Source organism: Burkholderia sp. AU31624, from assembly GCF_020420065.1.
Classification (GTDB): domain Bacteria; phylum Pseudomonadota; class Gammaproteobacteria; order Burkholderiales; family Burkholderiaceae; genus Burkholderia.
In genome coordinates, this window is sequence record NZ_JAIZRT010000006.1 from 589,029 (window position 1) to 612,121 (window position 23,093).

Sequence of the window (23,093 nt, forward strand, 5' to 3'; positions counted from 1 at the left end):
CCGCATCAGGCGCGCGCGACCTGCGCGTGCTGTCCGGCGCGCCATTTCATCCAGGTGCCGTACACGCATGACGCCAGCACGAGGCCGACGAACCACGCGTACGTGTAGAGCGTGTTGAAGAACGCCGGCACGTTCGGAAACGACGCCGGAAAGGCCGTATGCAGGAAGCCGGGCAGGTTCGGCAGCACGCCGACCGCGAGCGCGGCCAGCGCGGCCCGGTTCCAGCCGCGCGCGTAGCTGAAGCCGCCGCGCTCGTCGAACAGTTCGCGCGTGTCGAGCCGCGTGCCGCGAATCAGGAAGTAGTCGACCATCAAAATCCCCGCCACCGGCCCGAGCAGCGCCGAATAGCCGACGAGCCAGGTGAAGATGTAGCCGTCCGTCGTCGCGAGGATCTTCCACGGCATCATCACGATCGCGATCGTCGCGGTGATCATCCCGCCGGTGCGGTACGAGATCGCCTTCGGCCACAGGCTCGAGAAGTCGTAGGCCGGGCCGACGAGATTCGCGGCGAGGTTGCAGCACATCGTGTCGAGCGTGAGGATCACGAGCGCGATGCCCACGCCGATGCCCGTCATCCGGCTCGTCAGGTCGATCGGATCCCAGATCGCGTTGCCGTAGATCACGACGGTCGCCGACGTCACGACGACCGACACCACCGACAGCAGCGCCATCGGCAACGGCAGCCCGATCGACTGCCCGATCATCTGGTCGCGCTGTGAATACGCGAAGCGCGTGAAGTCGGGGATGTTCAGCGCGAGCGTCGCCCAGAAGCCGACCATCGCGGTCAGCCCCGGCCAGAAGGTCGCCCAGAACAACCCGGCCTTCTTGCCGCCCGCGGCGAACTGCGACGGCGCCGACAGCATCGTGCCGAAGCCGCCCGCCTTCGACGTCGCCCACCATACGAGCGCCACGCACATCACGACCTTGATCGGCGCGGACCAGCTCTCGAGCCAGCGGATCGAATCGGTGCCGTGCCAGATGAAGTAGAGCTGCAGCGCCCAGAACACGAGGAAGCACGCGAGCTGCCCGAACCCGATGCCGATGACCGGCAGCGCCGCGCCATGCAGCGCGTTGCCGGTCAGGATGTTCAGCAAGGTATAGATCGCACTGCCGCCGAGCCAGGTCTGGATCCCGTACCAGCCGCACGCGACGATTGCCCGCAGCAGCGCCGGCAGCTTCGCGCCCTGCGTGCCGAACGACGCGCGCACGAGCACCGCGTATGGAATCCCGTGCTTCGCGCCCGCATGGCCGATCAGCAGCATCGGCACGAGCACGATCAGGTTGCCGAGCAGCACGGTCATCACCGCCTGCCACGGCGACATGCCTTCCTGGATCAACCCGGCCGCCAGCATGTACGACGCGATGTTCATCACCATCCCGACCCACAGCGCCGCGAAGTGATACCACTTCCACGTGCGCTGCGCCGGCGTCGTCGGCGCGAGGTCGTCGTTGTACAGGCTGCCGCCCTGCGCCGCGGCGCTGTCGGGATCGGCGGGATTCGCTGCGTGATTCATCGAACGCACTCCACTAAAACGTCAGCGCCGGCATCAACCGATGCCGGCCCGGGTGGAACGAAAGGCGGCGATGCAGGATGACCCGCCTCGCCGGACGCCGTCAAGCAGCCTTCTTCGCGTGCTTCTCGGGGGCCGCCGCGCCTGCACTCGCCCCCGCCTCCGCGCTTGCCGGATTGTTCGGATGCGTGGTCCAGTTCGCGTAGTCGCCCGAATCGACACGCTCCATCGTGATGCATTGCTCGACCGGACACACATGCATGCAAAGATTGCACCCGACGCATTCCGAATCGACCACTTCGAAGTGGCGCACGCCGTCCTTCGTCGCGGTGATCGCCTGGTGCGACGTGTCCTCGCACGCGATATGGCACAGCCCGCACTGGATGCAGCGGTCCTGGTCGATGCGCGCCTTGATGTCGTACTTCAGGTTCAGGTATTTCCAGTCGGTCACGTTCGGCACCGCGCGGCCGCGGATGTCGTCGAGCGCTGCGTAGCCCTTCTCGTCCATCCAGTTCGACAATCCGTCGGCCAGGTCCGACACGATCCGGAATCCGTAATGCATCGCGGCGGTGCACACCTGCACGCTGCCGGCGCCGAGCACCATGAACTCCGCCGCGTCGCGCCATGACGAGATGCCGCCGATGCCCGAGATCGGCAGGTTCGGCGTTTCCGGGTCGCGTGCGATCTCCGCGACCATGTTCAACGCGATCGGCTTGACCGCCGGGCCGCAATAGCCGCCGTGCGTGCCCTTGCCGTCGACCATCGGCATCGGCGCCATGTGGTCGAGATCGACCGCGACGATCGAGTTGATCGTGTTGATCAGCGACACACCGTCCGCGCCGCCCTTGTACGCGGCGCGCGACCCCATCCGGATGTCGCTGATGTTCGGCGTGAGCTTCACGAGGCACGGCAGCTTCGTGCCCTCCTTCACCCAGCGCGTGACCATCTCCACATATTCGGGGACCTGCCCGACCGCCGCACCCATCCCGCGCTCGCTCATCCCGTGCGGACATCCGAAGTTCAGCTCGACCGCGTCGGCGCCCGTGTCCTCGACGAGCGGCAGGATCCATTTCCAGTCGCGCTCGTTGCACGGCACCATCAGCGACACGATCAGCGCGCGGTCCGGCCAGTCGCGCTTCACCTGCGCGATCTCTCTCAGGTTCACGTCGAGCGGACGGTCGGTGATCAGCTCGATGTTGTTCAGCCCCGCGATGCGCTGGCCGTTCCACTGCACCGCGCCATAGCGCGAACTGACGTTGACGACGTGCGGATCGAGCCCGAGCGTCTTCCACACGACGCCGCCCCAGCCCGCCTCGAACGCGCGGTTCACGTTGTAGGCCTTGTCGGTCGGCGGCGCGGACGCCAGCCAGAAGGGGTTCGGCGAAGTGATGCCCGCGATGGTGCAGCGAAGGTCGGCCATGGTCGGCTCCGTGAGAGTGGGGTCGTGTTCGTTGTGCTCGGGGTGGGTGACGCGCGTGGTGCGCTCACGCGGCCTTCGCGTCGCGCTGCGCGAGCGTCGCGTCGATCGACGCGGCCGCGCGCTTGCCGTCCTGCACGGCCTGCACCGTGAGGTCGACGCCGCCCGTCGCCGCGCAGTCGCCGCCGGCCCACACGTCGGGCCATGCGGTGCGCCCGTCGGCGTCCACCGCGATGCGCGCGCCGTCCGCGGTCAGCAACGCGGCGTCGATGGCGTCCGGCACCAGCGTCTGGCCGATCGCCTTCAGCACCATGTCCGCTTCGACGGTGAAGCGCTCGCCCGATGCCGCCTCGAACTCGACACCCGTCACCTGCCCGTTCTCACCCGCGATGCACACCGGCTTCGCGTGCGTGACGAGCGTGACGCCGCTCTTCTGCGCGAACTCGCGCTCGGCCCACGTCGCGCTCATCGCCTCCACGCCGCGCCGGTACACCATCGTCACGCGCTCGGCGCCGAGCTTGCGGCTCTGCACCGCCGCATCGATGGCCGTATTGCCGCCGCCGATCACCACCACGCGCCGCCCGACCGGCACGTTCTCCAGCGCATCGGCCTGCCGCACCTGCACGATGAAATCGACCGCGTTCATCACGCCGTTCAGTTGCTCGCCGTCGATCGACAGCGCACGCACGCCGCCGAGCCCGATCGCGAGAAACACCGCGTCGTGCTGCTCGCGCAGCGCGTCGAGCGTGATGTCGCGGCCCAGCGCGACGCCGGTTTGCAACGAGATGCCGCCCACCGACAGCAGCCACTCGACTTCACGCTGCGCGAAATCGTCGACGGTCTTGTACGCGGCGATTCCGTATTCGTTGAGGCCGCCGCCCTTCGGGCGCGCGTCGAACAGCGTGACACGGTGCCCGGCAATCGCGAGCCGGTGCGCGCATGCGAGCCCGGCCGGCCCCGCGCCGACCACCGCGACCTGGCGCCCCGTGTCGGGCGCGCGCGTGAAGCGCACCGCGCCGGTCTCCATCGCCCAGTCGGTCGCATGCCGCTGCAGCGCGCCGATTGCAACGGGCTGCGCATCCTGATGGTTGCGCACGCATGCGCCTTCGCACAGGATCTCGGTCGGACACACGCGGGCGCACATCCCGCCGAGCGGATTCGCCGACAGGATGTCGGTCGCGGCGCCCTTCAGGTTGCCGTTGCCGATCTTGCGGATGAAGCTCGGGATGTCGATCTGCGTCGGGCAGGCTTGCACACACGGCGCGTCGTAACAGTAGTGGCAGCGGCTGGCGGCGGCCGCCGCGGCAGTCGGATCGAGCAGCGGCACGATGTCGGCGAATTCGCACGAGAGTTGCGTGGACGACAGGCGATGTGCGGCGATATCGCCGGTTGGCTGGGTGGTCATACGCGTTCCTTCGACTGGGTGGAGACAAAGCCATCCCCGCCGGCTGTGAATGCACAGTCGGGGCGGTCGTTGTTAGGAATGCTACGGTCAGGCTGTCAGGCGTCGAGCAGCCTGCCGGTTGCTACGGCCCTTGCGTCATGAAACCGGCTCGCATGCGCGCGACAACATCGCGTGCAGCAGCACGTTCGCGCCGGCCTCGATCCAGGCGGGCGTCGCGTCCTCGATCTCGTTGTGGCTGATGCCGTCGACACACGGCACGAACACCATCGACGTCGGCGCGACCTGCGCGAGGTAGCACGCGTCGTGGCCGGCACCGGACACGATGTCGCGATGCGAGAAGCCGAAGCGGTCGGCGGCACTGCGCACCGCTTCCACGCAGGCCGCGTCGAACGCGACCGGCTTGTAATAGAAGATCTGCTCGAGCTGGGTTTCGAGCCCGATCTCGCCCGCGATGCGCGCGACGCCCTCGCGCAACGCGGCATCCATCTTCGCGAGCACGGCGTCGTCCGGATGACGGAAATCGACGGTAAAGAACACACGGCCCGGAATCACGTTGCGCGAGTTCGGGTAGACCTGCATCATGCCGACCGTCGCGCAGCCGAACGGCGCATGATCGAGGCCGATCCGGTTGACGAGATCGACCACGCGCGACGCGCCGAGTAGCGCATCGCGCCGCCGCGGCATCGGCGTCGGCCCCGCATGCGCCTCCTGGCCGGTGAACGTAATCTCGTACCAGCGCTGCCCCTGCGCGTCGGTCACCACGCCGATCGTCTTGCATTCCGCTTCGAGAATCGGCCCCTGCTCGATATGCAGTTCGAACGCCGCGTGCAGCTTGCGTCCGCCGCACGGCACGTCGCCTGCATAGCCGATCCGCGCCAGTTCCTCGCCGATCGTCTTGCCGTCCACGTCCTTGCGCGACAGCCCGTATTCGAGCGAAAACACGCCCGCGAACACGCCGGAGGCGACCATCGCGGGCGCGAAGCGCGAGCCTTCCTCATTGGTCCAGATCACGACCTCGACCGGATGCTCGGTCTCGATGCCATGATCGTTGAGACTGCGAATCACCTCGAGGCCGCCGAGCACGCCGTAGATGCCGTCGAAGCGGCCGCCGGTCGGCTGCGAATCCGCGTGCGAGCCCGTGACGACCGGCGCCGCATCGGCCACCCGGCCCGCGCGGCGAATGAACACGTTGCCCATCGTATCGACCGTCACCGTGCAGCCGGCGGCCTTCGCCCAGCCGACGATCAGGTCGCGGCCGGCCTTGTCGAGATCGGTCAGCGCGAGGCGGCACACGCCGCCCTTCGGCGTCTCGCCGATCTTCGCGACTTCCATCAGGCTGTCCCACAACCGCTTGCCGTCGACCTTGATCGACGTGTCGAAAGTTGCCCGCTTCACTGTTTCCGATACCGCGCTCATTCGTATCGCTCCTGTGGGGTCGGTGATGTCGTCGGCCCGGTCTGTGCCGGTGCGTGTCATGCCTGTTTCGGGGCAACGCCGCCCAAGCGCGGTGCATGCCCTGGTCATACGCGAAGATCGTCCGACGAATCGGGTCGAAAGGTTTCCGCCGCTCGCCGAATCCTGTCCGATTGGACAGGTTTTAGACGATCAAAATCACCAAATCAATCTCTTTCTTGCGTGAATGAATGGAGCGAGAAACGTGCCATCGCAACGCAGCATGACGAGGGATGCGCGAGATCCGTGCGCGTGCGTTCGATGCGAATCAGCGGCTAGAATGAAGCCCAACGCGGCACGCCCGCCGCGCGAGGGTAACGATGAGACATGACGAGGCGACAACCGAAGCTACCGACAGCGACGAAACGCCCGCGCCTTTGCGGCGACGCAAGGCGCACATCCGCGAGTCCAACGAAGCGCATCTGCTCGCCTGCGCGGAGGCCGTGTTCGCGGAACGCGGGCTCGACGGTGCAAGCACCGCGATGATCGCGGAGCGCGCCGGCCTGCCGAAAGCCAACCTGCATTACTACTTCCCGACGAAGCTTGCGCTGTACCGCCGCGTGCTCGACGACCTGTTCGAGGACTGGCATCGCGCGGCCGGGACATTCGAGGCCGACGACGATCCCGTCGAAGCGATCGGTGCGTACGTGCGCGCGAAGATGGCGCTGTCGCGGCGGCGCCCGCTCGGCTCGAAGGTCTGGGCCAACGAGATCATCCACGGTGCGGAGCACATGCAGGACATCCTGTCGGAACGCGTGAAGCCGTGGTTCGATACGCGCGTGAAGGTCATCGACGGCTGGATCGCGCGCGGGCTGCTCGCGCCGATCGATGCGCATGCGCTGATGTACCTGATCTGGGCCACCACGCAGCACTACGCGGATTTCGATGCGCAGATCCGCGCGCTGAGCGGCAAGCGCACGTTCACGCAGAAGGCGTACGACGAGAAGACCGAACAGGTCGTGCAGCTCGTGATTCGCGCGTGCGGGGCGGTGTCGCCGGAGGCGAAGGCGTAGCGAGAAAACGCGATCCGCCAAAAGCAAAACGGGTATCGCACCGGTAATTCCCGCACGATACCCGTCGCCCGCGTCGCAGCGTGCGAACTACGCTTGATACGTTACACGACGCGCTCGATCGCGATCGCCGTCGCCTCGCCGCCGCCGATGCACAGCGACGCGACGCCGCGCTTCATCCCATACGTTTCGAGCGCGGCCAGCAACGTCACCATCACGCGCGCACCCGATGCCCCGATCGGATGCCCGAGCGCGCACGCGCCGCCATGCACGTTGACCTTCTCGTGCGGCAGGTCGAGATCGCGCATCGCGGCCATCGGCACCACCGCGAATGCTTCGTTGATCTCGAACAGGTCGACGTCGCGCAGGTTCCAGCCGGTTTTCTTCGACAGCTTGCGCAGCGCGCCGATCGGCGCGGTCGCGAACAGGCCAGGCTTGTCCGCGTAGGTCGAATGCCCGACGATCACGGCCTTCGGCGTGAGGCCGAGGCGCTCGGCTTCCGAGCGGCGCATCATCACGAGCGCGGCCGCGCCGTCCGAGATCGACGACGCATTCGCGGCCGTCACCGTGCCGCCGTCGCGGAACGCCGGCTTCAGCGTCGGGATCTTGTCGAGCTTCGCCTTGCCCGGCTGTTCGTCGATCGACACGACCGTTTCGGTCTTGCCGGCCTTCACGGTCACCGGCGCGATCTCCGATACGAAATGCCCGTCGGCGATCGCCCGTTGCGCGCGCGTCAGCGATGCGATCGCGAACGCATCCTGCGCCTCGCGCGTGAACTGGTACGCCTGCGCACAATCCTCGGCGAACGTGCCCATCAGGCGGCCCTTCTCGTAGGCGTCCTCGAGCCCGTCGAGGAACATGTGATCGAGCACCTGCCCGTGACCCATGCGCATCCCCGCGCGCGCCTTCGGCAGCAGGTACGGCGCATTCGTCATGCTCTCCATCCCGCCCGCGACGGCCACGCCTGCCGAGCCAGCCAGCAGCAGGTCGTGCGCGAACATCGCGGCCTTCATCCCCGAGCCGCACATCTTGTTGACCGTGGTCGCGCCCGCCGCGAGCGGCAGCCCGGCCTTCAGCGCGGCCTGCCGCGCCGGCGCCTGGCCCTGGCCCGCCGGCAGCACGCAGCCGAACACGATTTCATCGATGCGCTCGGCCGGCACGTTCGCACGCTCGAGCGCCGCGCGGATCGCTACCGCGCCGAGGTCGCTCGCGCTGGCGGCCGCCAGGTCGCCCTGAAAACCACCCATCGGCGTACGCGCCATACCCACGATTACGATCGGATCCTGAGTCGTCATGATTCGTTTCCTCCAGTGTCAGCGCGGTGCCATGCGCAACGCGCCATCGAGACGGATGACTTCGCCGTTCAGCATCGTGTTCTCGGCGATGTGGCGCACCAGCGCCGCAAATTCTTCCGGGCGGCCGAGCCGCGGCGGGAACGGCACGCTCTTGCCGAGCGCGTCCTGCACGTCCTGCGGCATGCCGGCCATCATCGGCGTCGCGAAGATGCCCGGCGCGACCGTCACGACGCGAATGCCGAACCGCGCGAGTTCGCGCGCGATCGGCAGCGTCATGCCCACCACGCCGCTCTTCGACGCCGCATACGCGGCCTGTCCGATCTGCCCGTCGAACGCCGCGACCGACGCGGTGTTGACGATCACGCCGCGCTCGCCTTCCGCATTGGGCTCCTGCTTCGACATCGCGTCGGCGGCCAGCCGGATCATGTTGAACGTGCCGACCAGATTGATCGACACCGCGCGTGCGAAGCGGTCGAGCGAATGCGGGCCCTCGCGGCCCACCACCTTCTCGCCCGGCGCGACGCCCGCGCAGTTGACGAGCGCGTCGATGCGGCCGAACGCGTCACGCGCGGCGGCGACGGCCGCCTGCCCATCGGCTTCGCTCGTCACGTCGGTCTTCACGAAGCGTGCGGCCCCACCGAGTTCGTGCGCGAGGCCCGCGCCTGCTTCTTCGTTGACGTCCAGCAGCACGGTCTTGCCGCCTTCCGCGACCACCATGCGCGCCACCGCGGCGCCGAGGCCGGAACCGGCGCCCGTGATCAGAAAAACGCGATCCTTGATATCCATTCGCAGTCCGTACAGGTTGTGTTCAGGGTTGAGCGGCCTTCTCGGCTTCCATCTTGCGCAACACGAAGCGCTGGATCTTGCCGCTCGGGGTTTTAGGCAGCGCGTCGACGAAGTCGATCGCGCGCGGATAGGCGTGAGCGGACAGCCGCCGCTTCACGTGCAGGCTCAGTTCCTCCGCCAGCGCCGGCGTGCCGTCGTAGTCTTTCGACAGCACGACGAACGCCTTGACGATCTCCGTGCGCTCCGCGTCGGGCACGCCGATGACGGCGGCCTCGCTCACGGCCGGATGCTCGATCAGCGCACTTTCCACGTCGAACGGGCCGATCCGGTAGCCGGACGACGTGATCACGTCGTCCGCGCGGCCGATGAAGCTCACGGTGCCGTCCGGCTCCAGCTCGACGTTGTCGCCGGTCCGGTAATAGCCGCCCGCGATCGCCGGCGTGTCCTGCTGCCAGTAGCCGTGAAACCACAGCAGCGGCGAGCGTGCGATGTCGATCGCGAGGTTGCCCGGCTCGCCGGGGCCGAGCTCGCGGCTCGCGTCGTCGAGCACCGCGACGCGGTAGCCGGGCATCGCCAAGCCGGCCGACCCGGCGTGGACCACATGCGCGAGGCCGTGGTGGTTGTTCACGACCATCCCGAGCTCGGTCTGGCCGTAGTGATCGTAGATCGGCGCGCCGAGCGCCGCGTCGAACCAGCGCACGACTTCCGGATTCAACGGTTCGCCCGCGCTGCTGACCACGCGCAGCTTGCCCTTCAGCCGCGCCGCCGCTTCCGTGCCGGCCGCCATCAGCATCCGGTAGGCCGTCGGCGAGCCGGCGAGGCTCGTGATCCCGAGGCGTTCGATCACGTCGTACGTGCTGTCGACCGTGAAACCGCCTTCGTAGAGCGTCGTCGCGTGGCCGAGCAGCAGCGGGCCCGTGATCGCGTAATAGAGGCCGTACGCCCAGCCCGGATCGGCGATGTTCCAGAACCGGTCGCCGGCACGCAGGTCCACCGCGTCGCGCATGTATGCGCCGAACGCGAGCAGCGCGCGCAGCGGCACCGGCACGCCCTTCGGCAAACCCGTCGTACCCGACGTCGACATCATCATGAACAGGTCCGTGCCCTTGCGCAGCACCGGCTCGAACGCGTCGGACTGCGCATCGAGCGCCGCGCGGAAATCGATGTCGTTTTCCGGCAGCGCTTCGCCCGGCTCGCGCACCGTCGCAACGGCCGGACAATTGGCAATCTCGTCGAGCTTCGCGCGATTCGCGACGTTGGTCACGACCAGGCGTGCATCGCTCATGCGCAGCCGGTGCTCGATCGCTTTCGGGCCGAATGCGGTGAACAGCGGCTGATAGACGGCGCCCGCGCGCCACGTGCCGAGGATCGTCGCGACGAGTTCGGGCGTGCGCGGCAACAGGCCCGCCACCACGTCGCCCGGCTTCACGCCCTGCGCGACCAGCAGGTTCGCGACGCGGGCCGACAGCGCCTTCATCTGCGCAAACGTGTAGCGATGGTGCTGGCCGCCGGCGTCGATCCAGTCGAGCGCGATCGCGTCCGCCGATGCGTGGCGATCGCAGCATTCCACGCACGCGTTCAGGCCGCGCTCCAGGTCGCCGTGCAGTTGCTGCGCGGCGGTCTCGATACTGAACCGGGCCACGGCGTCGGCGTAGGCCGGCACCGCGCGGGCGGTAGCTCCATCAGACATGCGTGTCTCCTGTGCGTTATGGCCGCCGGCGAGCCAGGGGCGCGACGGGGATAGTTCGATAGTAGACAGCCCGTACATTGCAATCAATGACAAACCGAATCTAGAATCGTGATCGCTTTTGCCATGTCGGGAGGATGCAGGAAAATGGGGCCGCAGATGATTTCGCCGGATTTCGTCGACGACGCGCTCGCATGCCTGCGCCGGCAAGGCCTTCCGACGGAGGCCGTACTACGCGCCGCCGGCCTGCCGGCCGCCGTGCGCGAGCCCGTCACGCCGCAGCAGTACGGCCGGCTGTGGCTCGCGATCGCCGCTGCGCTCGACGACGAATTCTTCGGGCTCGCCGCGCGCCCGATGCGGCGCGGCAGCTTCACGCTGCTGTGCCATGCGGTGCTGCACGCCGGCACGCTCGACAAGGCGCTGCGGCGCACGCTGCAGTTCCTGCGCGTGGTGCTGGACGAGCCGCATGGCGAGCTCATCGTGGCCGACGGGCAGGCGCAGATCGTGCTGACGCAGACGGGCGCGCCCTACCCGGCGTTCGCATACCGGACGTTCTGGCTGATCCTGCTCGGCGTCGCGTGCTGGCTGATCGGCCGGCGCATCCCGCTGCAGCGCATCGACTTCGCATGCCCGAGCCCCGACCAGCGCAGCGACTATCACCAGTTCTTCGGCGTACCCGTGCATTTCGACCGGCCCGACAGCCGGCTCGCATTCAACGCCGCATACCTCGCGCTGCCGACGATCCGCTCCGAGCAGGCGCTGAAGACCTTCCTGCGCGGCGCGCCCGGCAATCTGCTCGTCCGCTACCGGCACGATACGGGCTGGGTCGCGAAGACGCGCGCGCAGTTGAAGGCGCGACCGGCCGCGGAGTGGCCCGACTTCGATACGCTGGCCGTGCGCCTCGGCACGACGCCCGCGACGCTGCGGCGGCGGCTGCGCAGCGAAGGGCAAAGCTTCGCGGCAATCAAGGACGAGCTGCGCGGCGCGCTGGCCCAGTCGCTGCTGCGCGGCAATGCGCTCAGCGTCGCGGAGATCGCGGCCGAGCTCGGCTTCACCGAGCCGAGCGCGTTTCATCGCGCATTCCGTAAGTGGACGGGCACGAGCCCGGGTGCGTTCCGGCGGGACGTGCATGCGGCGGAGGGAGAGCCGGGCGTGGCGAGCGGATGATGCGGCACGTAGCCGTCGACACTGAATGCCCGGCCGACACGGAAACGCTCACGCGACGCGCTGCAGCGGCCGCGAGAACAGCTTGCACCCCGCGTAGTAGACGAGCGACGTCAGCGACAAACCGACGATCCACGACACGTCCGCGCCGCCGAGCCGGCTCGCCAGTTCTCCGGTATAGAGATCGGTCGCCATGAACGGCGCCTGCGCGACGATGCCGATGAAATACGAGCCGACGGCGATCGTATTGAAGCGCCCGTAGATGCCGCCGTCCTGCCGGAAGAACGAATCGACGTCGTACTCGCCGTGACACACCAGGTAATAGTCGACGAGGTTGATCGCGGTCCACGGTACGAGCACGTACAGCAGCAGCAGGATGAAGTTCGTGTAGCCGGCGAGGAAATTGTCCTGCCCGAACAGCGCGATCGCGAGCGCGATGCCGCACAGGACGATCGCGGTCATCGCCCGCGCACGCGCCTTGCCCGACCACGACGGAAAGAGCGTCTGCAGCACGGTGATGGCCGACAGCGCGCCGCAATACAGTTCCATCGCATTGCTGGCCGCGATGCCGAACGACAGCACGACGATCACGAGCACGCTGATCCCTTGCGTGAGGCCCGTGAGGCCGCTCACGACATTGCCGTCGGGCGTCGCGAGTCCCACCAGGCAACCGAGCAGCATCGGGAAGAAAGAGCCGAGCACGCAGCCCCAGTAACTCGACCAGAACGCCGTGCGCGGCCCGGTATCGGGCGGCAGGTAGCGCGAATAGTCCGACACGTAAGGCGCATAGGCGATCTGCCACAGCGCGGCGACCGACATCGCGCCCAGGAAGCCTGACAGGTTCAGCGAATGCTTCGAGAACGTATCGGCGGGCAGTCCGTGCACGAAGATGATCCACACGAACGCCAGCACGAGCACACTGCCCGAGCACCAGCTCAACAGCCGCGCATACGCGTGGATCAGCGTGTAGCCGTAGATCGATCCGAGCAGGCTGATCAGGCCGATCACCACGACGCCCGCATCGAGCGGAATGTCGGCACTCAGGCTGTGCAGCGCCTGCCCGCCGAACACGCAGTTCGACGCGAAGAAGCCCACGTACATCACGACCACCAGCCCGACCACGAGCAGCGCGCCGAACGACCCGAACTGCCCGCGGGTCTGGATCATCTGCGGCACACCGAGCTGCGGCCCCTGCGCGGAATGCAACGCCATGAACACCGCGCCGATCAGGCTGCCGACCAGCGTGGCCAGCGCCGCCCACCAGAATGGCTGCTTGAACACCGTGGTCGCGAGCGATCCGGTGACGATCGTCAGCATCATGATGTTCGACCCGAACCAGATCGTGAACAGGTCCTTCGCGCTGCCGTGCCGCTCGGTCAGCGGAATCGGCTGGATGGTGCTTTCCTCGAGATGAGCAATGGACTCGCCCTGACTCATTTCGTCTCCTTGTTTCTGTTGTGATGTTCGTGGATTCGGGGGCTGAAGGGTGACAGGGAATACGTGGCCGGCTCAAAAACGTGCGTGCTTCGAATACCCCGGCTATACCATTTGCATTCCTTACCAATACGCAGTCAGCGGCACATCGCCCTATCGCGACCACCGGCCACGACGCCCAGTTTTCAACTTGTCGAATAGCCGCCGCGGCGGCTGCACGCAGCGGTCCCCGTGGTTCGATCCGCCCCGCCCGACTTTCATCGGACGGAAGCGCGTCGCTCAACGATCAGCAGTCGATCCCGAGCACTTCGCGCGCGGTGGCATCCACGGCCTTGCGCATCGTGTCGACCAGTTCATCGATTTGCGCGTGATCGATCACCAGCGGCGGCGCCACGATCAGTCGGCCGTTCGTCGAACGCACGATCGCGCCGAGTTCGAACCCGACCGTCCGGCTGTGCCAGGTCAGGTCGGCCTCGTTCGCAAAGCGCTCGCGCGTCGCCTTGTTCTTCGCGAACTGGATCGCGCCGACCGCGCCCACCCCCTGGATCTCGCCGACGAGCGGATGATTGCCGAACGCATCGCGCAGCGCGTTCTGCAGGTACGGCCCGGTATCCGTCTTCGTCCGCTCGACGAGGCCTTCGCGCTCGAGCACGTCGAGGTTGGCCAGTGCGACGGCGGCCGCGACCGGGTGCCCCGAATAGGTCAGCCCGTGCGCATAGACACCGCCCTTGTCGACCAGCGCATCGCCGACGCGCCGGCTCATGATCAGCCCGCCCATCGGCACGTAGCCCGAGGTCAGCCCCTTGGCCATGCAGATCAGGTCCGGTTCGAAGCCGAAGTGACGGTGCGCGAACCACTCACCGGTGCGGCCGAAACCGCCGATCACTTCATCCGCACAGAGCAGCACGTCGTACTGGCGGCAGATGCGCTCGATCTCCTGCCAGTAGCCGTCCGGCGGAAAAATCATCCCGCCCGCGCCCTGGAACGGCTCCGCGACGAACGCGGCCACGCGCTCCGCGCCGATCTCCAGGATCTTGCGCTCGAGCGACAGCGCCGCCTGCCTGCCGAATGCCTCGGGGCTCAGGTCGCCGCCATTCGCGTACCAGTACGGTTCGTCCACGTGCGTGATGTTCGGAATCGGCAGGTCGCCCATTTCGTGCATGAACGCCATCCCGCCCAGCGATGCGCTGCCCACCGTCGACCCGTGATAGCCGTTCACGCGGCCGATCAGCACCTTCTTCTGCGGCTTGCCCATCACGTCCCAGAACCGCCGCACGGTGCGAATCAGCACTTCATTCGATTCGGATCCCGAATTGGTATACACCACATGACTGAAGCGATTGCCGAGCAGCGCGAACAGCCGCTCCGACAGTTCGATCACCGACGGGTGCGTCGTATGAAAGAACATGTTGTAGTAGGACAGTTCCTTCATCTGCCGCGCGGCGGCGTCGACCAGCTCCGGCCGGCCATAGCCGACGTTGGTGCACCACAGCCCGGACATGCCGTCCAGGTAGCGGTTGCCGTCGTTGTCCCATAGATGGATACCTTCGCCGCGCACCATCACGCGCGCGCCTTCCTCGTTCAGCGCCTTCTGGTCGACGAACGCATGCAGGTGGTGGGCGGCGTCGCTGCGTTGATAGTCCTGCGTCGTACGATGCGGAAAGTGGGGCGCATTCATGGGCGAGTCTCCGGTTCGTTGTGTGGATGAAAAGCGTTGTCGTGTTGCGCGGCGCAACCGCGTGCAGCCTGCCGCGTCGAATCAGTAACTGATCCAGGTTGTCTTGAGGCCCGTGTACTTGTCGATCGCATGCAACGAAAGATCGCGGCCGAAGCCCGACTGGCGGAACCCGCCGAACGGCGTCTGCGCGCTCAGCGCATCGACCGTGTTGACGGACACCGTGCCGGCACGCAGCCGGCCCGATACACGGTGCGCACGCGACAGGCTGCCGGTCCAGAGCGATGCGGCCAGCCCATAGATCGAGTCGTTCGCGAGCCGGACGGCCTCGTCCTCGGTGTCGAACGCCATCACCGACAGCACCGGCCCGAAGATCTCCTCGCGTGCGATGGCGTCGTCGTGCTTCACGTCGATGAAGATCGTCGGCTCGATGAAGTAGCCCTTGCCGTCGACGCGCGGCGCGCCTCCGCCGATCGCGAGCGTCGCGCTATGGCGGCCGCGTACGATCCACTCGCGCACGCGCCGATGCTGCTGCTCGTCGACGATGGCGCCTATCCCGCTCGCCGGATCGAGTGGATCGCCCGGCATGAACGCGGCGGCATGCGCAATCAGCCGGTCGACGAACGCATCGTGAATCGAACGCTGGACCAGCAGCCGCGAGTTGGCGGAACACACCTCGCCCTGGTTGAAGAAGATGCCGAAGCACGCCTTGCGGGCGGCCAGGTCGAGATCGTCCGTATCGTCGAAGACCAGGTTCGGGCTCTTGCCGCCGCACTCGAGCCACACCTGCTTCATGTTCGACTGCGCGGCGTATTCGAGGAATTTCTTGCCGACGGCCGTCGATCCGGTGAAGGCGAGCACGTCCACGTCGGGATGCAGCCCGAGCGCACGCCCTGCTGTTTCGCCGTAACCCGGCACGACGTTCAGCACGCCCGGCGGCAGGCCGGCCTCGAGCGCCAGTTCCGCGAGCCGCAACGCGGACAGCGGTGATTGCTCCGCCGGCTTCAGCACGACGCTGTTGCCGGCCGCCAGCGCCGGCGCCACCTTCCACGCGACCATGTCGAGCGGAAAATTCCACGGCACCACGGCGCCGACCACGCCCAACGGTTCGCGCGTGACGACCGCGAGGTTGCCGGGGTCGGTCGACGCGACTTCGCCATGCAGCTTGTCGACGGCTTCACCGTACCAGCTGAACAGAGCGCCTGCGGCCGGCACATCGATGCTGAACGCGTCGGCCACGCGCTTGCCCATGTTGAGCGAGTCGAGCAGCGCGAGCTCCGTACCGTGCAACGCGATGAGTTCGCCCAGCCGGCACAGCACGCGCTTGCGCTCGGCTGGCGCGCAACGTGACCAGACGCCGGATTCGAACGCGTGACGCGCGGCACGCACCGCGTCGTCGACGTCCGGTGCATCGCACGACGCGACTTCCGCGATGACGGCCTCCGTCGCCGGATTGATCGCGGCGAACGTCCGGCCGCTTCGAGCCGGCACGCCGCGCCCGCCGATATGCGCGAGCGTTCTCGGGACCACTTGCGCCGCGAGACGTCTCCAGTCCGCGTGCTGATGGTTTTCTGCTGAAGTTGGGTTCATTCGAGACTCCGTTTTGACGACCAGGCGTTTATGCGTTGTTCTGCGCCTGAACTCGACCCGACGAAAGACGCCAGCGGGCACGACCGATGCCCATGACCGCCGCGCATCGCCGCAGTCGTCCGGTTGGCAAACTGTCGGTCGTCAAAAAGAGATTTGAAAGAACAGTTTTTCTTCTCATTGAAGAGGTTATTTCTATTCATTCTGCGGTCGTGCAGTGGGTTTTCCTGCCACGCCGCAATCCCGGTGCCGTTTGTTTGCGTGTGATCGCGTCGGCGTTCCAGCGCGATGCGATGTGACACCTGCTGCGACATCTGGCCGGTACGACATTGCGCCCCGGCCCATCCGACCACATACTGGTCGGCCTGCGCGAACGAGGATGCGTCGATGATGAGTGTCGATCAGGGCGCCGCTTCGATCTTTGGCGTGATCGGAACGGCGGTGTCTTTGCTGGCGGCGATTCCGTATGCGCTCGCCATCTACCGGCGCACGGTTCGCCCGCATCTGTTCACTTGGCTCGTGTGGTCGGTCGTCACGGCGATCGCGGCGGCCGGCCAGCTCGTCGCGGGTGCCGGGCCGTCCGCGTGGTGCACGGCGGCCATTGCCGTCACCTGCTTTCTGACGCTGGTGGCGAGCCTCTTTCGGGGCGAACGCGGCTGGACACGCGTCGACTGGTTTTTCCTGGTCACGGCCCTGTCGGCCATTCCGCTGTGGATGCTGACCGACGACCCGACGCTCTCGATCTGTCTGGTCACGCTGATCGAGCTGGCCGGCCTCGGCCCGACCGTCCGCAAGACGATCCGCGATCCGTGGAGCGAGAGCCTCGCGTATTTCACGCTGTGCGTGCTCAAGTACGTGCTGGCCTTGCTGGCATTGAGCACATGGAGCGTCGCGGTCGCGTTCTATCCGGCCGTCAACGTCATCGCATCGATCGGCATCTGCGTGGTGATGCTCGTCCGGCGTCAATCGCTGTCGAACGCGCGATAGACGGTATTCGTTGCTGCTGTTGCTCGCCGGTTATGAGTTGAACCACAAACCTTCAGAGACGAGGGAGGCCCTGAAATGGATGCAATCCGTACAGCGATCGAACCCCGCGAAATCGCGCTTCGTGCCGCGATGCTGGCCAACGATGTCGAAGCGCTCGATGCGTTGCTGGACGACGACCTGGTGTTCACCGTTCCGACCGGCCAGGTCATCTCGAAGGAGGACGACCTGGCCGCGCATCGCGCGAAGCTGCTGCGCCTCGACAGGCTCGATGTGCAGGAAACACACGCATACGCGATCGGCGAAATGATCCTGACCACGACGAAGGCGAGACTCGCCGGCCATTTCGACGGCACGGCGTTCGACGGCATGTTTGCCTATACTCGGCTCTGGCACCGATCATCCGCCGGCTGGCGCGTCGTCGCCGGGCATGCATCGCAGGTCGCGTAGCCGCGCCGAGCCTGGCCTTCCTTCGAGTCGGCAAGCTGCGAAGCCGGCGTTGAGTCGATGCAAGCCGGGCGATACCTCAACTAAGGGGGCGGCCATCACAGGAGACGAGATGCACCAAGCATTCACCGTACGCGCTGCCCGTACCGCGGACGCGGACGCGCTCACGCGACTGGCTCGCATTTCGAAGGCACACTGGGGCTATCCGCAGGACTGGCTCGACTTGTGGCAGAGCGATCTCACGATTGCGCCGGAGACGATCGACGGGTCGATCGGATACGTTGCGGAATCCGGCGCGGCAATCATCGGGTTCTGGGTCCGGGCGTCATCGGAATCCGATCGCCCGACGCCCGGATGGCTGTTCGTCCATCCCGACCACATGGGCCGCGGTGTCGCCCGGGCATTGTGGGAAGAGGTCCGCAGGGAAAGCGCCGCGAGAGGGATCAGAAGCTTCGTGATCGAAGCGGACCCCAATGCGGTTCCGTTCTATCTGGCGCTCGGCGCTGAAAAAATCGGCGAAAAGGAATCGAGCGTCGTGCCGGGCAGGTTCTTCCCGATCTTGAGGATCACGATCTGATTGCAGCGTCCGTCGGCACCGCCGCCGGACGTACCCGGTATCGCCCTTCTCACGCTGGCTGCGACGTCATCGCACGGCGGTCCTCGAGCTTGAACTCGCCGACCGTCTGCGCGAGTCTGGCGGCCTGCTCGCGCAGCAACGTCGCGGCCGCCGCGGACTGCTCGACGAGCGCCGCGTTCTGCTGCGTCGCATTGTCGAGATGCGACACCGCCTGATTCACCTGCTCGATCCCCGTGCTCTGCTCCTTGGCGGCAACGGTAATTTCCGCAATCACGCTCGTGATGCTGCGCACGCCCTCGACGATTTCGTTCATCGTCGTGCCGGCCGTCTGGACGAGTCCCGAGCCTCCCTCGATCTTCTCGACCGACGAGTGAATCAACTGCTTGATTTCCTTGGCGGCCTGCGCGCTGCGCTGCGCGAGCGCACGCACCTCGCCCGCGACGACCGCAAAGCCCCGGCCGTGCTCGTTCGCACGTGCGGCCTCGACGGCAGCATTCAACGCGAGAATGTTGGTCTGGAACGCGATGCCGTCGATCACGCCGACGATGTTGGCGATCTCGCTCGACGCCTGCGTGATCTCGTTCATCGTCGAGACGACTTCGCTGACGACCGTGCCGCCGCGCACCGCGACGTCCGACGCCGATTCCGCCAGACGGCTCACCTGGCTCGCGGCATCGGCCGAGTTGCGGGCCGTGCCGGCGATTTCCTCGAGCGCGGCGGCGGTTTCCTGCAAGCTCGATGCAGCATGCTCGGTCCGCCCGGACAGATCCTGGTTGCCCTGCGCGATCTCCGCGCTCGCGAGGTTGACGGATTCGCTGAACTCGCGAATCTGCAGCAGGATCGTACTGATCTTTTCGGCGAACAGGTTGAACGCATGCGCGATCTGCGCGGCTTCGTCCGCGCCGTCGGCAGGCAGGCGTTTCGTCAGGTCGCCGCTGCCGGTCGAGACATCCGTCAGCGCGTCGCGAACCAGCAGGATGCGTTTGAAGGCCGCGTTCGTCATCGCGCCGACGAGCGCGGCCGCGATCACGGCCACGATCAGGATCGCCGCCAGCGTCGTCGTCGCGACCGCGCGCATGCCGGCCGTCACGTCGGCCTTGTCGAGCGCGAGCACGAGCGACCAGTCGGTACCGGCGATCGGCTGGGCCCGCAGCAGCTTGGTGGCGCCGTCGATGTCGACCGCGACGGGCTCGGACGCGGTTTGCAGCGCGCCGAGGTGGTCGGCATCAAGTGCCGGCGAAAGACCGGTGGCCGGCTTCATGATCAGGTCGGTCTTGGCCGACGCAATCACGCGTCCGCTCTTGTCCACCAGAAATGCGAAGCTCGCAGGTGTCGGGTGTACCGAGGTCACGATCGAGCTCACACTTTCCATGAACAGGCTGGCGGCCAGCACGCCCTTCACCGTGCCGTCGCGCACCACGGGTACCGCGAACGCAACCGCCGGCTTGCCGGTCGTTGCGTCACGATAGAGTGCCGTCACGACCAGGCTGCCGGCGCTGACGGCCTGCTTGTACCACGGGCGTGCTGTCGGGTCGTAGCCGGGCGCGAGCGGCACGTTCGAGAACGCGGTCTTGTCCGGCAGGCCGAGCGTCAACACCTCGAAGCCGCCCGACTTCCCAAGCAGCTTCAGCGCCGGCAGCGGGTCGCCCTCGCCGATTGCGATCGTGTCCGCGAGTGCCTGGGTTTCCCGGCCTCTGCTGGCCACCCATTCGTTGATCGCCAGCGCGTGCCCGGCGAGGATCGACTTGTGATTCTGGTCGATTGTCTCGTCGTTGTGTTGCTTGACGACGTAATAGACCAGGCCGCCTGTCACGGCCAACGCCGTTACCACGATGGCGACGCAGGTCGCGAGTATCCGTGCACGAATCGAGGACAACATGATGACTTCGATCTCCGTTACCGCGTTATATGAATGGGGTCGCCGAAAGCGGGCAACGTCCTGTTTAACGACAGCGGCTGCGGGAACTTAAGGCCTGACTGGCCAGACCAGTGTGGCCAACGGGATCGGCAGCACCGTGGACGGGAAGACGGACCGGCCGAGCCGACAAGAGCGGCTACCGTGCGGACTGACCGGGGCGTGTAGCAGGGAGCCCTGAAGAACTGGCAACGGTCGTCCCGAAACGCGGAAGGTAGCGATGATCCGGTTCGCCGAAGGGTTGAAGGCCTATCTGCATCGCGATCCGGTCGACTGCCTCATGGGCAACTGCGGGAGCGCACCGGATTCAGCGCACCGAAGCAAGAGGACGAGACGAGGTAACCATTTCCTTTCTGGCAAGCGTGCTTGATAGGTCGCCTACGATGTGTGTCCCCTTGGCGCGTGGCCGGCGGTAACGGGTATTACGCAATGCCGACACGTTCAGCAGCAGATTTCTTTCTTTGGCCACAATATTCGCGCGCCTGAAACGTCTTCAGGCACATGGAATCGCCACCCACTTCGCACACGATGACCGACCCAGACCGCGACATCACTGCGACAGTGATGCGTGAACGATCGAGGCTAGTGAATTTCATCCGGCGTCGGATTCGCGACCCGGACGACGCCGAGGACATCCTGCAGGATGTGTTTCACGAATTCGTACAGGCGTATCGACTTCCTGCGCCAATCGAGCAGGCGAGTGCATGGCTTTTCCGTGCCGCGCGCAACCGCATCGTTGACCGTTTTCGCAAGAAGAAGGAACAGCCGCTGACCGATCTGTCCGAGGTCGACGATGACACAAACGGTGAGTATCGCCTGGACCTCGCGCTACCGGCGCATGATGCCGGCCCCGAAGCACGCTACGCGCGCACGCTGGTGCTCAAGGCCTTGCAGGATGCGCTAGACGAATTACCGACGAATCAGCGGGAGGTATTTATCGCACACGAGCTGGAGGGCCTGTCCTTCAAGGAAATGGCCGCACAAAGCGGTGTCGCGCTCAATACGCTGCTCGCACGCAAACGCTATGCGGTCTTGCATTTGCGTGCCCGACTGCAGCCCATTTATGACGAACTGGATAACACCTGGAGGAATCGACAGATGAATTTCCGAATCAGATGTGCAGGCAAGGCGCTTCTCGTGTTGATCGCGATGGGCGTGCTCGGATGGGTCGTCATGATGTTATGGAACTGGGTCATGCCGGCGCTATTCGTCGGCGCCCGTACGATCGACTTCGCCCATGCGCTGGGCCTGCTCGTGTTGAGCCGCATCCTGTTCGGCGGATTCCGCGGACATCACGGCTGGCGCGGCCGACGCCACTGGCGCAAGTGGGAGTCCATGACACCCGACGAACGCGAGCATTTCCGGACCGCGTGGCGATCCGGCAGCCACCGGCCCACGGGAGAATGAACATGCCCGACAAATCAACGGGCGGCTGCAAACAGGAGCCGGGGGTGATTGCGCCGGTCGTCGATCTGAAGCGCTGCGAAGGCAAAGGGGATTGTGTCGCCGTTTGTCCCGAGCACGTGTTCGAGATCCGGCGCATCGACAAAGTCGATTACCTCGGCCTTGATCTGATGCATCGCCTGAAGCAGCGCGTGCATGGAATGAAGGTCGCCTATACGCCGAATGCGCACGCGTGCCGGTCATGCGGACTGTGTGTGACGGCATGCCCCGAACGCGCAATCACGCTCGCCCGAACGGTATAGCAACCTCCGTGTATCGCGTATATCGAGCGACGGCGCGGCATCTCTGATGAGAGATGCCGCCGCTGAATACGTCGTCGACCGAATCAATCTCTTCAAGGAAACGCACATGGCGTCACCCACCATCGCTCTTCTGCAGCGGCTCCACGAAGAAAGCCGGACCGAAATCGTCGCCCGCGCCCGCGCGCAGTTCCAGGGATCGAACGAGGATTTTCTGTCGCTCACCGAGGAATACGAAGCGATCGCGCCCCGTCTGCGGGGGCGATTTCTCGAAACGCTCGGGCTGTCCAGCGACGACTTCGATTCCCCCGAAGGCAGTCCGCTATCGTTGGCCGTGTCGCCGGAAACGGGCGGATTCTTGCGCAACATGGTGCTCTCGCAACGACCGGCCAGAATCCTCGAGCTCGGCAGTTCATGCGGCGTCTCCACGCTGTATTTCGCCGAGGCGCTGCGCACGTTGGGCCGTGGCGTGGTCGTCGCGACCGAACGCGATGCGCTCAAGTTCACACGCTTGTGCGATCACGTCAGGACGGCGGGGCTGGATGCCTATGTCGACATGCGGGAGGGCGACGTATTCGAGACCGTCGCCGAACTGGACGGTACGTTCGACATGGTGTTTATCGACGTATGGGCCGACGCCTATCTGAGACTCTTCAAGCAGATCGAGCGCCTGCTGCGCCCGGGATCGGTCGTACTGGCCGACAACATGTACACGGCCGAGGACGCCGTTCGACCGTACAAGCACTACCTCGACAACGATCCGCGGTTTTCCACCACGACCCTGGACTTTGAATCGGGGGTTGAATTTACGGTCGTCGTTTCTTGAGTGGGGAGTCCGTTGAAGCGATTCTTCCGTGGGGTCTCGGGCTAAAGAACACCGCCACCCGCTCCGATTTCTTGTGCATTTCTGCCGCGCCAATGCAAAAACCCCCGCCTTTCGGGCGGGGGTTTCTGGCTTAGGGAGCCTGACGATTACCTACTTTCACACGGGAATCCGCACTATCATCGGCGTAGAGTCGTTTCACGGTCCTGTTCGGGATGGGA

At 66.0% G+C, this 23,093-nt stretch carries 20 protein-coding genes and 1 pseudogene; 10 read left to right on the plus strand and 11 right to left on the minus strand.

What is annotated here, in order from left to right; genetic code table 11:
* Window positions 1–5: 5 nt before the first annotated feature.
* From LGM89_RS24500 to LGM89_RS24515, 4 genes are all read right to left on the minus strand, one after another.
* Window positions 6–1,514, minus strand: a complete 1,509-nt coding sequence (locus tag LGM89_RS24500; protein ID WP_226274165.1) for an NCS1 family nucleobase:cation symporter-1 — start codon at window positions 1,512–1,514, stop codon at window positions 6–8.
* 100 nt (window positions 1,515–1,614) lie between these two features.
* Window positions 1,615–2,931 (minus strand): NAD-dependent dihydropyrimidine dehydrogenase subunit PreA, encoded by a 1,317-nt coding sequence (preA, locus tag LGM89_RS24505; protein ID WP_089498253.1) that lies wholly within the window; start codon window positions 2,929–2,931, stop codon window positions 1,615–1,617.
* A 64-nt stretch (window positions 2,932–2,995) separates the two neighbouring features.
* Window positions 2,996–4,333 carry an NAD(P)-dependent oxidoreductase gene (locus LGM89_RS24510; RefSeq protein ID WP_226274166.1) on the minus strand — a complete coding sequence of 446 codons (1,338 nt, stop codon included), beginning with the start codon at window positions 4,331–4,333 and terminating at the stop codon, window positions 2,996–2,998.
* A gap of 135 nt (window positions 4,334–4,468) precedes the next feature.
* Window positions 4,469–5,749 (minus strand): Zn-dependent hydrolase, encoded by a 1,281-nt coding sequence (locus tag LGM89_RS24515; RefSeq protein WP_226274167.1) that lies wholly within the window; start codon window positions 5,747–5,749, stop codon window positions 4,469–4,471.
* Window positions 5,750–6,105: 356 nt separating this feature from the next.
* On the opposite strand from LGM89_RS24515, the gene LGM89_RS24520 reads away from it, so the two are divergent.
* Entirely contained in the window at window positions 6,106–6,798 is a 693-nt protein-coding gene (locus LGM89_RS24520) for a TetR/AcrR family transcriptional regulator (protein ID WP_226274169.1), read from the plus strand.
* Window positions 6,799–6,899: 101 nt separating this feature from the next.
* Here LGM89_RS24520 and LGM89_RS24525 read toward each other — a convergent pair whose 3' ends face one another.
* The 3 genes from LGM89_RS24525 to LGM89_RS24535 are packed head-to-tail and all read right to left on the minus strand — an operon-like array spanning window position 6,900 to window position 10,566.
* Window positions 6,900–8,090, minus strand: a complete 1,191-nt coding sequence (locus tag LGM89_RS24525) for an acetyl-CoA C-acetyltransferase (protein WP_226274172.1) — start codon at window positions 8,088–8,090, stop codon at window positions 6,900–6,902.
* A gap of 18 nt (window positions 8,091–8,108) precedes the next feature.
* A complete protein-coding gene (locus tag LGM89_RS24530; RefSeq protein ID WP_089498241.1) occupies window positions 8,109–8,876 on the minus strand; it encodes a 3-hydroxyacyl-CoA dehydrogenase in 768 nt (255 codons plus the stop codon).
* Window positions 8,877–8,898: 22 nt separating this feature from the next.
* A complete protein-coding gene (locus LGM89_RS24535; protein ID WP_226274174.1) occupies window positions 8,899–10,566 on the minus strand; it encodes an acyl-CoA synthetase in 1,668 nt (555 codons plus the stop codon).
* 144 nt (window positions 10,567–10,710) lie between these two features.
* Between LGM89_RS24535 and LGM89_RS24540 the strand changes: the two genes are divergently transcribed.
* Entirely contained in the window at window positions 10,711–11,730 is a 1,020-nt protein-coding gene (locus LGM89_RS24540) for an AraC family transcriptional regulator (protein ID WP_089498239.1), read from the plus strand.
* Window positions 11,731–11,778: 48 nt separating this feature from the next.
* Here LGM89_RS24540 and LGM89_RS24545 read toward each other — a convergent pair whose 3' ends face one another.
* The 3 genes from LGM89_RS24545 to LGM89_RS24555 form a co-directional block, all read right to left on the minus strand.
* Window positions 11,779–13,164 carry a purine-cytosine permease family protein gene (locus tag LGM89_RS24545; RefSeq protein WP_226274179.1) on the minus strand — a complete coding sequence of 462 codons (1,386 nt, stop codon included), beginning with the start codon at window positions 13,162–13,164 and terminating at the stop codon, window positions 11,779–11,781.
* A 283-nt stretch (window positions 13,165–13,447) separates the two neighbouring features.
* The gene (locus LGM89_RS24550) at window positions 13,448–14,839 is read right to left on the minus strand and encodes an aspartate aminotransferase family protein (RefSeq protein WP_226274180.1); all 1,392 of its coding nucleotides are present in this window, start codon (window positions 14,837–14,839) and stop codon (window positions 13,448–13,450) included.
* An 81-nt stretch (window positions 14,840–14,920) separates the two neighbouring features.
* Window positions 14,921–16,426, minus strand: a complete 1,506-nt coding sequence (locus LGM89_RS24555; RefSeq protein WP_226274181.1) for an aldehyde dehydrogenase — start codon at window positions 16,424–16,426, stop codon at window positions 14,921–14,923.
* 92 nt (window positions 16,427–16,518) lie between these two features.
* Here LGM89_RS24555 and LGM89_RS24560 point away from each other — a divergent pair, with 92 nt between their 5' ends.
* The 4 genes from LGM89_RS24560 (at window position 16,519) to LGM89_RS24575 (ending at window position 18,431) form a co-directional block, all read left to right on the plus strand.
* A complete protein-coding gene (locus tag LGM89_RS24560; RefSeq protein ID WP_226205864.1) occupies window positions 16,519–16,722 on the plus strand; it encodes a hypothetical protein in 204 nt (67 codons plus the stop codon).
* A gap of 88 nt (window positions 16,723–16,810) precedes the next feature.
* Window positions 16,811–17,410, plus strand: a complete 600-nt coding sequence (locus LGM89_RS24565) for a hypothetical protein (protein ID WP_226274182.1) — start codon at window positions 16,811–16,813, stop codon at window positions 17,408–17,410.
* Window positions 17,411–17,485: 75 nt separating this feature from the next.
* On the plus strand, window positions 17,486–17,857 hold the full coding sequence (locus LGM89_RS24570) for a nuclear transport factor 2 family protein (protein ID WP_226274184.1): 372 nt from the start codon (window positions 17,486–17,488) through the stop codon (window positions 17,855–17,857).
* 109 nt (window positions 17,858–17,966) lie between these two features.
* Window positions 17,967–18,431, plus strand: coding sequence for a GNAT family N-acetyltransferase (locus tag LGM89_RS24575; protein WP_226274185.1), 465 nt, complete (start codon window positions 17,967–17,969; stop codon window positions 18,429–18,431).
* A 49-nt stretch (window positions 18,432–18,480) separates the two neighbouring features.
* Here LGM89_RS24575 and LGM89_RS24580 read toward each other — a convergent pair whose 3' ends face one another.
* On the minus strand, window positions 18,481–20,310 hold the full coding sequence (locus tag LGM89_RS24580; protein ID WP_089459776.1) for a methyl-accepting chemotaxis protein: 1,830 nt from the start codon (window positions 20,308–20,310) through the stop codon (window positions 18,481–18,483).
* A gap of 537 nt (window positions 20,311–20,847) precedes the next feature.
* On the opposite strand from LGM89_RS24580, the pseudogene LGM89_RS24585 reads away from it, so the two are divergent.
* The 4 genes and pseudogenes from LGM89_RS24585 to LGM89_RS24600 all read left to right on the plus strand — a co-directional run.
* A pseudogene (locus tag LGM89_RS24585) lies at window positions 20,848–21,423 on the plus strand (RNA polymerase sigma factor); the annotation flags it as partial.
* A gap of 21 nt (window positions 21,424–21,444) precedes the next feature.
* Window positions 21,445–21,753: a hypothetical protein gene (locus tag LGM89_RS24590; protein ID WP_089498231.1), complete on the plus strand. Its 309-nt coding sequence runs from the start codon at window positions 21,445–21,447 to the stop codon at window positions 21,751–21,753.
* Window positions 21,750–22,052, plus strand: coding sequence for a 4Fe-4S dicluster domain-containing protein (locus LGM89_RS24595; RefSeq protein WP_413226781.1), 303 nt, complete (start codon window positions 21,750–21,752; stop codon window positions 22,050–22,052). The genes LGM89_RS24590 and LGM89_RS24595 overlap by 4 nt, the downstream gene beginning before the upstream one ends.
* Before the next feature lie 106 nt (window positions 22,053–22,158).
* Window positions 22,159–22,875 (plus strand): O-methyltransferase, encoded by a 717-nt coding sequence (locus LGM89_RS24600; RefSeq protein WP_089498229.1) that lies wholly within the window; start codon window positions 22,159–22,161, stop codon window positions 22,873–22,875.
* The last annotated feature ends 218 nt before the right edge of the window (window positions 22,876–23,093 follow it).